The 14,020-nt window shown below is 64.2% G+C and carries 13 protein-coding genes; 7 read left to right on the top strand and 6 right to left on the bottom strand.

The features are described from left to right. Positions 1–27: 27 nt before the first annotated feature. From L2Y96_RS06770 to petA, 3 genes are read right to left on the bottom strand one after another with little or no spacing between them, the layout of a single operon-like run. Positions 28–780, bottom strand: a complete 753-nt coding sequence (locus L2Y96_RS06770) for a cytochrome c1 (RefSeq protein WP_247334433.1) — start codon at positions 778–780, stop codon at positions 28–30. Next, positions 773–2,074 (bottom strand): cytochrome b, encoded by a 1,302-nt coding sequence (locus L2Y96_RS06765; RefSeq protein WP_247334432.1) that lies wholly within the window; start codon positions 2,072–2,074, stop codon positions 773–775. The genes L2Y96_RS06770 and L2Y96_RS06765 overlap by 8 nt, the downstream gene beginning before the upstream one ends. Continuing rightward, entirely contained in the window at positions 2,074–2,676 is a 603-nt protein-coding gene (petA, locus tag L2Y96_RS06760) for a ubiquinol-cytochrome c reductase iron-sulfur subunit (RefSeq protein ID WP_247334430.1), read from the bottom strand. Before petA ends, L2Y96_RS06765 begins: the two co-directional genes overlap by 1 nt. Before the next feature lie 188 nt (positions 2,677–2,864). Between petA and L2Y96_RS06755 the strand changes: the two genes are divergently transcribed. Continuing rightward, positions 2,865–4,025 carry a S1C family serine protease gene (locus L2Y96_RS06755; protein WP_247334429.1) on the top strand — a complete coding sequence of 387 codons (1,161 nt, stop codon included), beginning with the start codon at positions 2,865–2,867 and terminating at the stop codon, positions 4,023–4,025. 97 nt (positions 4,026–4,122) lie between these two features. Here the strand turns inward: L2Y96_RS06755 and L2Y96_RS06750 are convergent, their stop codons facing one another. Next, complete coding sequence (locus tag L2Y96_RS06750) at positions 4,123–5,394, bottom strand: lytic transglycosylase domain-containing protein (protein ID WP_247334428.1); 1,272 nt, start codon at positions 5,392–5,394, stop codon at positions 4,123–4,125. A gap of 160 nt (positions 5,395–5,554) precedes the next feature. Between L2Y96_RS06750 and miaB the strand changes: the two genes are divergently transcribed. The 5 genes from miaB (at position 5,555) to L2Y96_RS06725 (ending at position 10,831) form a co-directional block, all read left to right on the top strand. Further along, a complete protein-coding gene (gene miaB / locus L2Y96_RS06745; RefSeq protein WP_247334426.1) occupies positions 5,555–6,904 on the top strand; it encodes a tRNA (N6-isopentenyl adenosine(37)-C2)-methylthiotransferase MiaB in 1,350 nt (449 codons plus the stop codon). Between the two features lie 139 nt (positions 6,905–7,043). Then, on the top strand, positions 7,044–8,027 hold the full coding sequence (locus L2Y96_RS06740; RefSeq protein ID WP_247334424.1) for a PhoH family protein: 984 nt from the start codon (positions 7,044–7,046) through the stop codon (positions 8,025–8,027). Further along, positions 8,024–8,491, top strand: coding sequence for an rRNA maturation RNase YbeY (gene ybeY, locus L2Y96_RS06735; protein WP_247334422.1), 468 nt, complete (start codon positions 8,024–8,026; stop codon positions 8,489–8,491). The genes L2Y96_RS06740 and ybeY overlap by 4 nt, the downstream gene beginning before the upstream one ends. A 162-nt stretch (positions 8,492–8,653) precedes the next feature. Continuing rightward, the gene (locus L2Y96_RS06730; RefSeq protein ID WP_247334413.1) at positions 8,654–9,505 is read left to right on the top strand and encodes a CorC family transporter; all 852 of its coding nucleotides are present in this window, start codon (positions 8,654–8,656) and stop codon (positions 9,503–9,505) included. Positions 9,506–9,631: 126 nt separating this feature from the next. Continuing rightward, positions 9,632–10,831 (top strand): lipoprotein N-acyltransferase Lnb domain-containing protein, encoded by a 1,200-nt coding sequence (locus tag L2Y96_RS06725; RefSeq protein WP_247334411.1) that lies wholly within the window; start codon positions 9,632–9,634, stop codon positions 10,829–10,831. Here L2Y96_RS06725 and L2Y96_RS06720 read toward each other — a convergent pair whose 3' ends face one another. Further along, positions 10,832–12,223, bottom strand: coding sequence for a hypothetical protein (locus tag L2Y96_RS06720; RefSeq protein ID WP_247334409.1), 1,392 nt, complete (start codon positions 12,221–12,223; stop codon positions 10,832–10,834). It abuts the gene before it with no gap. A 214-nt stretch (positions 12,224–12,437) separates the two neighbouring features. Here L2Y96_RS06720 and L2Y96_RS06715 point away from each other — a divergent pair, with 214 nt between their 5' ends. Further along, positions 12,438–13,460 carry a magnesium and cobalt transport protein CorA gene (locus tag L2Y96_RS06715; protein WP_247334407.1) on the top strand — a complete coding sequence of 341 codons (1,023 nt, stop codon included), beginning with the start codon at positions 12,438–12,440 and terminating at the stop codon, positions 13,458–13,460. A 114-nt stretch (positions 13,461–13,574) separates the two neighbouring features. Here the strand turns inward: L2Y96_RS06715 and L2Y96_RS06710 are convergent, their stop codons facing one another. Next, positions 13,575–13,985 carry a DUF6869 domain-containing protein gene (locus L2Y96_RS06710; RefSeq protein ID WP_247334405.1) on the bottom strand — a complete coding sequence of 137 codons (411 nt, stop codon included), beginning with the start codon at positions 13,983–13,985 and terminating at the stop codon, positions 13,575–13,577. Positions 13,986–14,020: the final 35 nt, after the last annotated feature.

Here is a 14,020-nt window from a genome sequence, read left to right as displayed (position 1 = left end):
CCCTGAGGCCGCCCCGGGGGACATCAATCAGTGACTCTCGTGGACGTCCTTCCAGTATTCATGCTTCAGAAGGTACAGCAGGAAGGTCAGGCCGGCCAAGAAGAGCAACACCCACACGCCGATCGACTGTCGTTCCAGGGCCGCCGGCTCAGCGGTGTATTCGAGGAACGCCGTGAGATCACGGGTGGCTGACTGGAATTCTTCCGGGGTCATCGTGCCCTTGGTGTGAAGCTCCAGCTTCTCCACCGCGGCATCCGCGCCCGCCTTGCCCTCGGCGTGCACCGCCACCTGCAGGCCCTGAAGCTCCCACAGGGGGTTGGGCATGGAGGCGTTCGGGAACACCGTGTTGTTCCAGCCCACCGGCCGGCTCGGGTCCAGGTAGAACGAGTTCAGGTAGTTGTAGATGAAATCCGAGCCCTTGGCCCGGGCTTCCAGGGTGAGATCCGGCGGCTCTTTGCCGAACCAGCCCTTGGCGTCGTCCGGCGGCATATGCGACACCACCGTCTCGCCGAACTTGGCACCCGTGAAGTTGAGGTTCTTCATCACCTCGTCTTCAGTGAGGCCCAGGTCGGTGGCCAGGCGCGAGTAACGCACGTACTTCAGCGAGTGGCAGCCAACGCAATAGTTGAAGAACAGCTTGGCGCCGCGCTGGAGCGAAGCCTGGTCGTGCACGTTGGCGCCCGACGGCGGAAGGTCTTCACCTTCGGCGGCGAGTGCGGGAACAGCGACAACGGCAAGGCCCAGCGCAAGGGCGAGGGAGGAGAGATAGCGCTTAATCATGCATCGTCACCCGTTCCGGAACCGGCTTGGTCTTCTCGAACCCAAAGTGCGTGTAGATCCCCACGAACACGAAGAAGCCGAAGTAGCCTGCCACCATGAGCCGGCCAAAGGCATTCTCCACCGTCGTGACGTCCGCGCCAGGGAACCACGCAGGGATGAGCTCGGCGGTGACGCCGGCACCCACGAGGCCCAGGGCAAGGAACGAAATGACCAGCACGGCGAGCGCAATGCGGAAGCCAAGGCCACGGTAGCGCACCGAGCGCACCTGGCCCTTGTCGATCCAGGGCAGCAGGCCCAGCAGCAGGATCGCGCCGAACATGCCGAGCACGCCCCAGATGGCCGTACCGAAGAACGACGGGATCATGCGCAGGATCGCGTAGAACGGCGTGAAGTACCACGACGGTTTGATGTGGCTCGGCGTCACCAGGTTGTTGGCCGGGGTGAAGTTATCGTGCTCGAGGAACCAGCCGCCAAACGTCGGTGCGAAGAAGATGATGAACGCCGCGATCATCAGGAAGAAGCCGACGCCAAACGAGTCCTTCACCGTGTAGTACGGATGGAACGGGATGGCATCCTTTGGCTTGTCCGCCGACCAGCGGTTGCCCTTCGGCCCGTGCTTCACATCGACGCCATCGGGGTTGTTCGAACCCACTTCGTGCAACGCGGCCAGGTGCAACACCACCAGCAGCAAGAGCACGAGCGGCAGCGCAATCACGTGCAGGGCAAAGAAGCGGTTGAGCGTGGAATCGGCCGGCAGGTAGTCGCCCATGATCCACTGGACCAGCGTGTCGCCCACCACCGGGATGGTGCCGAACAACGAAATGATGACCTTCGCGCCCCAGAACGACATGTTGCCCCAGGGCAGCACGTAACCCATGAAGGCCTCGGCCATGAGCACGAGGAAGATCAGCATGCCCAGGATCCACACGAGCTCACGGGGCTTCTTGAACGAGCCGTACATGATGCCGCGGAACATGTGCAGGAACACCACCACGAAGAACAGCGAGGCACCCGTGGAGTGCATGTAGCGGATGAGCCAGCCCCACTCCACGTCGCGCATGATGTACTCGACCGAGTTGAAGGCTTCCGCCGCACTCGTCTTGTAGTTCATGGTGAGGAAGATGCCGGTGACGATCTGGTTAACCAGCACCAGCAGGGCGAGTGAACCGAAGTAGTACCAAAGATTGAAGTTCTTCGGCGCGTAATACTCGGTCATGTGCTTCCGGTACATCGGCATGAAGCCCGGGGCACGCTCGTTGAACCAGTTTCCAAGACGCGACAGTGTGCTGGCCATCAGCTCTTCCCCTCCGGATCCACGCCGATCTGGATATGCGTGTCGTCAATGAAGTGGTATTTCGGCACCGCCAGGTTCTTCGGTGCCGGTACGCCACTGAACACGCGTCCGGAGAGGTCGTAGCGCGATTTGTGGCAGGGGCAGTAGAAGCCGCCTTTCCAGTTCGCGTCGAAGGGTTCTGGCTTGATATCCGGCACGAAGTCCGGCACGCAGCCCAGGTGGGTGCAAAGGCCAATGATGACCAGCCACTCGGGTTTGATGGAGCGGGTTTCGTTCTTGGCGAAATCCGGCTGCTGGCCGGTATCGGAAGAATCGGGATCGAGCAGGCGGGGCGCGAGGCCCTTGAGCTGCGCCAGCTGGTCCGGGGTGCGATTGACGACGAAGACAGGAAGGCTACGCCAGGCGAAGGTAACTTTTTGCCCTGCCTCGATCGCACTGATGTCGACCGTAACAGGGGCACCCGCCGCCTTGGCTCTTGCAGAGGGTTCCCACGACTTGATGAAGGGCACGATCGCCGCAACCACCCCCACGCCACCGACAACGGCCGTCGTCGTGGTAAGGAAGCGACGGCGCCCGTGATCGACGACTTCTTCGTTCGCCATCAGGCTCTCCGGAACTTATGCCATTGAGGTTTGCGGGCCCCATCGCCGGTTCTCAGGAAATCGGCTTCCGCAAAATTACGTCAGTGTAACGTCAGCACTAGCCACGTACAATAAAGTGAACAAACCCCTGCCACTTGTAAAGACAGGGCAGCTAACTCCCCGCCAGGACGCGGAAAATTCGGCCAACCATGAACCAAGCCGCCCGCACGTTTGCCTTCGTCGCCCGCTTTGTCGTGCTTGGCCTCGCCATCGCGTTCGTCATCGGCCTGGTCTTTCCAGGCAGCGGTGCACTATTGCGGCAGCGCATCGTGGGGCATGCCGAAACGGCCTCTCCGGTGGTGCCCGAAGGGCCGGTGTCGTATGCCGATGCAGTAGCCCTCGCGGCCCCGTCTGTCGTCAATATCTACGCGAACAAGCTCGTCACCGAACAGCCTCGCCAGCTCTATTCCGATCCCGTGTTGCAGCGCATCTTCAGCGTGCCTACCGGGCCGGTTCGCACGCGCCGCCAGCAGAACCTCGGCTCGGGCGTGATCGTCAGTGATGATGGTTATGTTTTGACCAACAACCATGTGATCGCCAACGCCGACGACATCCAGCTGCTGCTCTACGACGGCCGGGTGGCCAGCGCCAAGGTGGTGGGCTCCGATGACGAGACCGACCTGGCCGTCCTGAAGGTGGACGCGGGCAACCTGCCGGCCATCAAGATGACCGACGCCGAGAGCCGCCCCCGCGTGGGCGATGTGGTCCTGGCCATCGGCAACCCCTTTGGCATCGGCCAGACGGTGACCATGGGCATAGTCAGCGCCATCGGCCGGCAGCTGAACCTCTCGAGCCTGGAAAGCCTCATCCAGACCGATGCCGCCATCAACTTCGGTAACTCGGGCGGCGCGCTGGTCAACGCGCACGGTGAGCTGGTGGGCATCAATACCTCGCTCATCGGCCAGGCCGTGGGTGCCGAGGGCATCGGCTTCGCGATCCCGGTGCAGAGTGCGCGGGATGTCCTCGACCAGATCATCAAGACGGGCCATGTGGTGCGCGGCTGGATCGGCGCCGACTACGGCCCCGTGCCGGTTTCGGCCGAAAGCGGCCTGCCCTCGGCCGCCCGTGGCGTCGTGGTCAACGAAGTTTCACCGGGCGGCCCTGCCGCCCTCTCCGGCATCCAGCAGCGCGATGTGCTGTTGAAGATTGGCGATGAGGACATCCTCGACGCCTCCGACCTGCGTAAGCACGAGGCATCACTGAAGCCGGGCACCGCGGTGACCGTCTCCGGCCTGCGCAACGGCCAGCCATTCGCACTCTCAATCGTGCCGACCCAGCGCCCACCCACCTCACCCGTGCAAACCCAGTAGGAGCCCACCCTGTGGGCGACATCTGTCGCCTCAGCGCCACAGGTCCTGTTGCCTTGTCGCGAAAGATGTCGCCCACAGGGTGGGCTCCTACCGGGGGTTACGGGCCGCGGGCGGCTAGCGGGACGCCTGTGGCCGCTCGCTTCAGGATCTCGGTGTAGCGCTGGCGGAGGATGCCCACGCGCTCCACGTAAACCTGCGTTTCATCGTAGGGCGGTACGCCGTTATAGCGCTGCACGGCACCCGGGCCGGCGTTGTACGCCGCGGCGGCGAGGCGCTCATTGCCGTTGAAGGTCTGCAGCAGCAAGGCAAGGTAACGCGCGCCACCACGGATGTTCTGTTCCGGGTTGAACACATCCTGCACGCCCATGTCGCGGGCCGTACCCGGGATGAGCTGCATCAGGCCCTGCGCGCCGGCAATCGATAGCGCACGAGGATTGAAGCCGCTTTCGGCGTGGATCACCGCGCGCAAGAGCGCCTCATCGACGTGGTAATCGATGCTGGCCGTGCGGATCGCATCGCCAAAGGCCGCGATGTTCAGCGCGACGTTGCGGAAGTCGATCTTCGAATGGACGTCGCAAGCCACGCAGGTGGCGATATAGGTGAAGAGCATCTTCACGCTCTCGCCGTGCCCTGCCGCTGCCTGCGGAATATTCGTGTACTCCACGCCACCGTCGGCGCGGGTGATCCGGTACACCGCACCACGCAGCACGCGCGAACCCTTCGGCGCCTCCGGAGCTGGGGCCAGCGCAAGGTCGGACGAGGCCGATTCCTTGTAGTCCCAGCTGCCACGTTTGCCGACCACCGGCGGCAGCGCCGCCTTGGCCGCTTCCGCCCGAGCTTCCTCATCAGTCACCACGCCGCCGGTCACGCCGGCCAGCGAGGTCACGGGTTCGTCCGGACCCACCACCCCACCGGTCACGCCCTTGAAAGAAGCCGCCGGCACCACGGGCGGCAAAGCGCGCGCCTGTGCGGTGGCGGCGGTGGCAACGGACGTGGAGCCGGATGCGGGAGCGGGCGCGACGGCGGTAGCGGTGGCCGAGCCGGTGGCGGCGGGAGCTTCCGGCCGCGGAGCCGCGGCCAGCGGCAGATCGGCGCCGTTGCCCAGCGCAGGCCCAGCCCGGTGCGCCGGTCGTGCTGCCGGGGTACTGCCGATCCGCTTGCAGTCCTTGTAGCCCGCCGTGCTGCCGGAGAAGACCGTCTCGCCCGTGCTGCCGGTGCAGCGATACAGGCTTCCGGCCGCCGCCGGCCCGGACACCAGGCCCAGGGCCAGCGCGCAGAACACCGCGGCCCTTTGCAGGACCGGCCGGAAGGCAAGGAAACGGCGGGCGTGATGGCCGGCGCTTTCCCCTGGCGTCGCGTCGTCAACCATGGACGGGATTGTCCGCCACGGCCGCCCCGCCAGCAAGGGCGAACAACGTGACGTTCTTCACGCAAGTCATTGATCCATGGCGGCCATCTGGCGTCGACGCCGCCCCCGGCGTAAACTGCGCGGTTCGGTAATAGGCCATGCAACACGGTACCCAAGCCCCATGAGCGGCAAGCTTTTCATCAAGACCCACGGCTGCCAGATGAACGAGTACGACTCGACCAAGATGGCCGACGTGCTCCTCGCCTCCCATGGGCTGGAACTTACCCAGGACGAATCGGAAGCCGACGTCATCCTGGTCAACACCTGCTCCATCCGCGAGAAGGCGCAGGAAAAGGTCTTCAGCCAGCTCGGCAAGTGGAAGGCGCACAAGAACAACGGCAAGCCCGTGCTTATCGGCGTGGGTGGTTGTGTCGCGTCGCAGGAAGGCGATGCCATCCTGAAGCGCGCGCCCTACGTCGATCTGGTGTTCGGCCCGCAGACCCTGCATCGCCTGCCGGAAATGATCGAAGCGCAGCGCAGCAGCGGCAAGGCGCAGGTCGATATCAGCTTCCCGGAAATCGAGAAGTTCGACCGCCTGCCGGAACCGCGCGCCGAAGGCCCCACCGCCTTCGTCTCGATCATGGAAGGTTGCTCGAAGTACTGCTCGTACTGCGTCGTGCCCTACACCCGCGGCGAAGAGATCAGCCGCCCGTTCGACGACGTCATCGTCGAGGTGGCGCAGCTCGCCGAACAGGGCGTGCGCGAAGTGAACCTGCTCGGCCAGAACGTCAACGCTTACCGTGGCCCGATGCACGATGGCAGCGTGGCCGACCTGGCCGTGCTGATCCACGCCATCGCGCAGATCGAAGGCATCGGCCGCATCCGCTTCACCACCTCGCACCCGCTCGAGTTCTCCGATTCGCTGATCGAGGCCTATGCCAACGTGCCGCAGTTGTGCAATTACCTGCACCTGCCCGTCCAGGCCGGCTCCGATCGCATCCTGTCGGCCATGAAGCGCGGTTACACGGCGCTCGAATTCAAGCAGAAGATCCGCAAGCTCCGTGCGGTGCGCCCGGATATCTGCATCTCCTCCGACTTCATCGTGGGCTTCCCCGGCGAAACGGAAGACGACTTCCAGAAGACCATGAAGCTGATCGACGACATCGGCTTCGACCAGAGCTTCTCCTTCATCTTCTCCTCGCGCCCCGGCACCCCGGCCGCGAATCTCGCGGACGATACGCCCGCCGAGGAAAAGCACGCCCGCCTCACCCGCCTGCAGGCCGCGATCAACGAGAACGCGCGCAAGATCAACGAGGCCATGGTGGGTACGGTGCAGCGCGTGCTGGTGGAAAAGGTCAGCCGCAAAAACGCCAGCGAGATGACCGGCCGCACCGAGAACATGCGCTTCGTGAACTTCCCCGGCCACGTGCGGATGATCGGCCAGTTCGTCGACGTGGTGATCACCGAAGCCATGACCAACTCGCTGCGCGGCCGCGTGCGCCTCGATGACGAGGTCGCCCTCGCGTCGTAACGCCCCCGTAGGAGCCCACCCTGTGGGCGACGCCGTTCGCGATAACGCCCCAGGGCCTGTAGCGGTGAGGCCAAAGACGTCGCCCACAGGGTGGGCTCCTACAGAATGCAGCCAGCTAACCATCGTTTATCAGGGCACTATGAACTCAGGTCTTTCCCAGCGTGATTTCGCCCTCGATCCCGAGGACAACGCCCGCCTTGCCAACCTCTGCGGCCCGCTCGACGAGCATGTCCGCCAGATCGAGCTGCGCCTGGGCATCGAGATCGACCACCGCGGCAACATCTTCCGCGTGATCGGCGACGAAGCCTCCGCGAAAGCAGGCGAACAGGTGCTGCGCTCGCTCTACGAAGCTACCGCCAGCGAAACCCTCAACGGCCAGTCGATCAACACGCGTCTGGCCGAATCGGGCATCGATGCGCTGAACGCGGAAGCCGCCGAGTCCGCGCAGGAAGTGGTCATCAAGGTGAAGCGCGGCGTGATCAAGGGCCGCGGCCCCAACCAGGCCCGCTACCTGCACGCCATCAACACCCATGACATCAACTTCGGCGTCGGCCCTGCCGGCACCGGCAAGACCTACCTGGCCGTGGCCAGCGCGGTCGAAGCGCTCGAGGCCAGTCGCGTACAGCGCATCCTGCTGGTGCGCCCGGCGGTGGAAGCCGGCGAGAAGCTCGGCTTCCTGCCCGGCGACCTCAGCCAGAAGATCGACCCCTACCTGCGCCCGCTGTACGACGCGCTGTACGAGATGGTCGGCTTTGAAAAGGTCGCCAAGCTCATCGAACGCAACGTCATCGAGATCGCCCCGCTGGCGTATATGCGCGGCCGCACGCTCAACGATTCGTACGTGATCCTCGACGAAGCGCAGAACACCACCGTTGAGCAGATGAAGATGTTCCTGACCCGCATCGGCTTTGGCTCGGTCGCGGTCATCACCGGCGACGTCTCGCAGGTGGACCTGCCCCGGCACATCCGCTCGGGCCTGCGCCACGCCATCGAGGTGTTGCGCGGCGTGGACGGCATCAGCTTCACCTTCTTCACCTCCCGCGACGTGGTCCGCCACCCGCTGGTCGCCAAGATCGTGCGCGCGTACGAGGCGTTCGAACAGAAAGCGGACGAGACGCCGTGAGCCAGGTCGATGTCGCCGTCGGCTACGCCACCGCCTCGCGCAAGGGCATCCCCTCGGCCGCGAGCTTCCGCCGCTGGGTCGAGGTGGCGCTGAAGGGCGCCCGCCGGCGCAAGGCCACCGAGGTCGCCATCCGGATTGTCGATGCCGAGGAAGGCCAGGCCCTGAACCTGCAGTACCGGGGCCGCGATTACGCGACCAACGTGCTTTCGTTCGAGGCCGACCTGCCCCCGGGCGTGGACCTGCCGCTGATCGGCGACCTGGTCATCTGCGCCCCCGTCGTGGCCCGTGAGGCCGCCGAGCAGGGCAAGAAGCCCAACGACCACTGGGCCCACCTCACCATCCACGGCACCCTGCACCTGCTGGGCTTCGACCACATCGAGGACGCCGAGGCCGAGGAAATGGAGGCTCTGGAGACCAAGGTGCTGGCCGGCCTGGGCATCGCGGACCCGTACGTAGCCCCCTGACCCCGGTGCGCCATGCCGCCTCCCGGCGGATCGCGCGCAAGCGCGCTCCTACAGCGGCGGCGAGGGCAGGCATGCGGGGCATCGGGCCGCATCCCCTGAACCGTCATGGAAATTCCAGTAGACTGACCCTTCCGCCCGGTTTGGGCCGAACATCAAAGAGTAATGAACGAGGACCCTGGTAGTACCAACGGCCCGGCTCACCGATCGTGGTGGGACCGACTGGGCCATCTGTTTTCGAGCGAGCCGCGCAACCGCGGTGAGCTGATCGAGGAGCTGCGCACCGCACAGGTCAATGGCCTCCTCTCCAACGACACCCTGACCATGGTCGAGGGTGCGATCAAGGTGACCGAACTCAGCGTCGACGATGTCATGGTGCCCCGGGCCCAGATCGTCAGCCTCCCGGTCGAAGCTCCCCTCCCCGATATCCTGGCGGCGGTCGTCGAGTCTGGCCATTCGCGCTTCCCCGTGCACGGCGAAGACAAGGATGAGGTGCTTGGCATCCTCCTCGCGAAGGATTTGCTGAAGTACTTCGGCAAGGCTGAGTGCAACGATATCCGCGGCCTGCTGCGCCCTGCGGTGCTCATCCCCGAATCCATGCGCCTGAACGTGCTGCTGGCGGAGTTCCGCCTTACGCGCAACCACATGGCGCTGGTGGTGGATGAATACGGTGGTGTCGCCGGCCTCATCACGATCGAAGACGTGCTGGAACAGATCGTCGGCGAGATCGACGACGAGCACGATGACGAAGAAGATCCGATCCTGGTGCAGCCGCTCGATAATGGCGCGCTCACGGTGAGCGCGCTCACGCCCATCGCGGACTTCAACGAAGAAACCGGCGCGCATTACTCCGATGAAGAGTTCGACACCATCGGCGGCATGGTCACGTCCGAGTTCGGCCACCTGCCAAGCGTCGGCGAAGAAATCACCATCGGCGATTTCCAGTTCCGCGTCACGGAAGCCGATGACCGCCGCGTGCAACAGTTTCATGTAACCCGCGTGTCCGGCGAAAGCTGAACACCCCGTAGGAGCCCACCCTGTGGGCGACGCCTTTCGCCGAATCGCCACCGGCCCTGCGGCTGCGTCGCGAAAAATGTCGCCCACAGGGTGGGCTCCTACAAGATCAATGGAAACCGACGCGCCATGCGCCACGCTTTGCTTCTACTCCTCGCTCTTTGCCTCATGCCCTCGCTGGCCCGCGCCGGCATCGTCGATGCGCCGGCGTCGAACCTCGAGATCTCGCTGATGACCTACGGTCCCGGCGATATCTATTGGGAGCGCTTTGGCCACGACGCACTGGAAGTAAAAGACACCGTCAGCGGCGAAGCCATCGCGTTCAATTACGGCGTGTTCGATTTCGACCAGGATGGCTTCATCCTGAATTTCGCGCGCGGCATCATGGCGTACCGCATGGATGGGGAAACCACGGCATCGGACGTGGCGTTCTACAAGAGCGAAGGCCGTTATGTGCACCGCCAGGTGCTCGCTCTCACTGATGAGCAGAAGGCCAGCGTGCGCCAGTTCCTGCTTTGGAACATCCGCCCCGAGAACGCGGGCTACAACTACGACTACTACGTCGACAACTGCACCACCCGCGTACGCGACGTGCTCGATGCCGCACTGGGCGGCGCCCTCGATCGTCAGTGGCGCAGCCAGCCCGGCCGCATGACCTATCGCGAGCAGACGGCGCGCCTGATGAGCAACCAGGCGTGGCTTATGCTCGCCATGGATCTCGGCCTCGGCCCCTTCGCCGACCAGCCGATGAACGCGTGGCGCGAGGCCTTCCTGCCCATGGAACTGGAGGCACTCGTCCGCACTACCCAGATCGACGGCAAGCCGCTCGTAAGCCACGAGGACGACCTGGCCGATACCACCCTGGTGCCGCCGCCGGAAAAGGCACCCGACCTGCGTTGGCCGCTGCTGGCGGCCGGCATCGTGCTGGCCATCCCGCTCGCGCTGCCCGCGCTTACCCGCCGCCGCGTGGCCCGCGGCATTTTTGTCGCCGCCGGCACGCTCTTCGCTGTCTTCGCGGGGTTGGCAGGGCTGTTCATGCTCGGGCTGTGGACGCTGACCCTGCACCGTTCGGCGTGGGGCAACTTCAACCTGCTTGCCTACCAGCCGTTCGCGCTGCTGATCATCCCGGGCATCTGGCGCCTGCGCCGTGCCGGCCGCCCGCTGAGCCGGCTCGCTTCGCGAGTCACCGGCATCAGCTTTGCCGCCTGCGTTATCGGCCTGCTGTTGCACCTGTGGCCGGATTTCCCGCAACGGAACATGCCGTGGCTGCTGTTTGCCCTGCCCTGCTGGGCCGCGCTATTCGCAAGCCTCTGCCGCCGGCACGATTGATCACACCTTCGCTGGCTTGATCAGCTCGGCGACGAGTTTGTCTCCGCTCGTGAACGCATAAGGGCTATCCGCAAGATAGGCTGAGCCCCAGCCCTTGACCTTGTCGATATAGTCCACGCCCTTGTCGAAGTTCTGCTGGGTGATCACTTCACCTTCCTGCGTGAACATGCACAGCAGGCGCATCTTGTCGCCGCAGACGCCACTGTTGAGCGTAAGCACCGGGATCACCGGCACACGCATGGCCGCCTTCCGGTACCAACGGTTGAAGGCATACGGCTGGCGGTGGAGCGACGTGGGGCGATCGCGCTGTACCCACAGCGCCTTCGCATCATTCAGGAACAGGCGGATGCGGTAGAAATCGTGCGCCTTGCGGGCGAAGGCCACCAGCGTCTCGACCGCGGAGCACGCAATACCGGTGATTTCGCCTGCGATGCCCGCCGTCAAGCCATCGAGCGCCAGGTTGCCCCCACCCTTTAGCACCTCGTATACGTCCGTAAGAACGGCGTGATCCATCGCCCGCTTGATGCCGTCGAGCGTCGTGGTGGGCACGCCCGGCACCAGCGCCACCTTTCGCCCCTGCACGAACACGACGAAGCGATCGGAACCATCGTGCAAGGCCTTAAGCAGCCCGGTCGTCGCGGCGATACCGTTGGAGAGGAACGGCACCATCTCGTCCATCACCTTCTCGGCGATCAGCTCGCAAACCATCTCGAGACCACCCGGGATCGTCTCCCAGATATCGTTGAGTTTCGCATCCGCGTCATCCGGCTCATCGGCGGCGACCTGCGCGAACACCGCCTGGGTCACCGAGCTCGCGATACCCTGCAATGTCCTGGACACACGGGCACGCAAAGCCATCCGTTCGGCCGAACCCTTCGGTGGCGGCACGACGCAATCGTCAGCTTCGATGGAACGCCTTACGGCTTTGCTGACCGCGCCATCTCCCTTGCTGTTCAGATCAAGCAGGCCGTTGGTGATGATGCGGTACTTACCCTCGTCACACGACAGGTTTCCGAACAGGTAGAGGATGCCGAGACGAGCGTTGAGCATGCCCTCGCTCATGAAGTCGGGGATGCCAAAGCCGGCGTCGTTATCGCCCGTACCGATGATGGCGTTGTACAGCGCGGTGATCGTGAGCTTCTTGTTGCGATCGCTCTTCTTCCATGCGTCCTGCCCGCCGCTCTTGTCCTTGTACGTGGTCCAGTCGAGGAGTGCGTCGCGTACCGACGTCAACGCCGCTGGCGAGGGCACCTCCGCATAGGCCTCGACGGCTTTATCGAGCACGCCGAACTTCGCCTTGCCCGTCGGGTCGGTGAGCGACACCTTGAGGTCGGTGTCTTTTTTCCACTGTGCGTAGGTAAACGGGAGCGTCGGCAGGTCCGGGGTTGCCATGGGGTCTGTCCTTGAGTGGAGGTGTCTGGCGTGGTAGTTCATGGCATCGCAAGTTCTTGCCCGTCACAAAACCACCGCGTAGCCACGGTATATAAAGGCCGGTGCAAGCACATCGGGTGGCTCCCTAGCCGCCAGGTCAGCCCGTGCCGACGCCCATCAGGCCCTGCCTGAGCCGGCGTTGCCGCCCGCCCCTCGCCCACGGCATCATTCCCCCATGGCTACCGTCCCCCTGATTCCCGAACCCGCGCCCATCGACCATGCCGGCGGCATGATCGTTAACTGCGTGGCGTACCGCACCAATGGCAAACGCATTGGCGATATCTCCATCGATGCCATCAGCGATGTGCTGAAAGAGCCCGACACCTTTGTGTGGGTGGGCTTGCACGAGCCGGATGAAGCGCTCCTGCTGAAATTGCAGGAAGAGTTCGACCTGCACGACCTGGCCATCGAAGATGCCCAGCTGGCGCACCAGCGCACCAAGATCGAAACCTACGGGGATTCCCTGTTCATCGTGGCGCAGACCGCCCAGCTCGTCGGCGGCAATATCGCCTTTGGTGAAACCCAGATCTTCCTCGGCCGACGCTATTTCATGACCGTGCGTCACGGCGCATCGCTGTCGTATGCGCCCGCGCGCCGCAGTTGCGAGCAGACGCCCGAGTTGCTGGCGATGGGCCCGAGCTACGCGCTCTATGCGGTGCTCGATTTCATCGTGGATAACTTCCTGCCGATCGTGCGTGATTTCCGGGAAGAATTGCACGAGCTGGAAACCGACATCTTCGCGGAAACCTACAACCGCCAGACCATCAAGCGGCTGTACGACATGCAGCGTGAACTGATGACGCTGCGCCTGGCGGTCGTGCCGCTGCAGGATATCGTGGCCCAGCTCACCCGCCTTCACCCGCACCTCATCCACGACGAGCTGCGTGCCTATTTCCGCGATATCTACGATCACGTTTTCCGCGTCAATGAATCCATTTCCGCCATGCGCGAAATGCTCGGCGCCGCGATCGGGGTGAACCTGGCACTGGTCACCTTCGGCCAGAACGAGGTCATGAAAAAGCTGGCAGGCTGGGCCGCCATGCTCGCCGCGCCCACGCTCATCACCAGCTGGTACGGCATGAACTTCGCGCACATGCCCGAGCTGGATAAGCCGTGGGCTTACCCAGCCATCACCTGCCTGGTCGCGTGCATCGTAGGCGGCATCTTCATCGCCCTAAAACGCAACCGCTGGTTCTAACCCCTGTCGTAGGAGCCCACCCTGTGGGCGACATCTTTCGACTCACCGCTGCAGGCCCTGCGGCGGTGTCGCGAACGGCGTCGCCCACAGGGTGGGCTCCTACCGTCCACAGGGTTACCAGCGGCTGGCGCGGCGCTTCTTCGGTTCCTCTTCACGCGGTTGCACGATAACGCGCAGCCGCTCCCAGATCCCCTTATCCATGCTCGATGACGGCCAGATGCACGAGGCCGCTTCGCGAAAGCGCCGGTCCCGCCGCGCCTGCACGATAAAGCGCTCGATGAAGGCCGGCCCGAACCGGTGCAGCAGGTCTTCAAGCGGTCCCGCGCCGACATTGGCCAGCAACAGGCCATCGTCCTCGTTAATCCGCTCGAGGATGGCCAGGGTAATGGCCCAACACCGTTCAGGGTCGTGATACGACAGGTCGATGACGGCGAAAATGGCGCCGCGCGGCGCCTTCTTGTCCTGCGATTCGATAAGCCACTGTTCCGCGATGACCTCGTCGGACAGCCCATCCCAGTCACCCAAAACCCCCATACCCGCTCCTCGTCTCCTCGCCCCGG

It is taken from the genome of Luteibacter aegosomaticola (genome assembly GCF_023078475.1).
Classification (GTDB): domain Bacteria; phylum Pseudomonadota; class Gammaproteobacteria; order Xanthomonadales; family Rhodanobacteraceae; genus Luteibacter; species Luteibacter aegosomaticola.
This window is presented reverse-complemented; position numbering and strand designations above follow the sequence as displayed.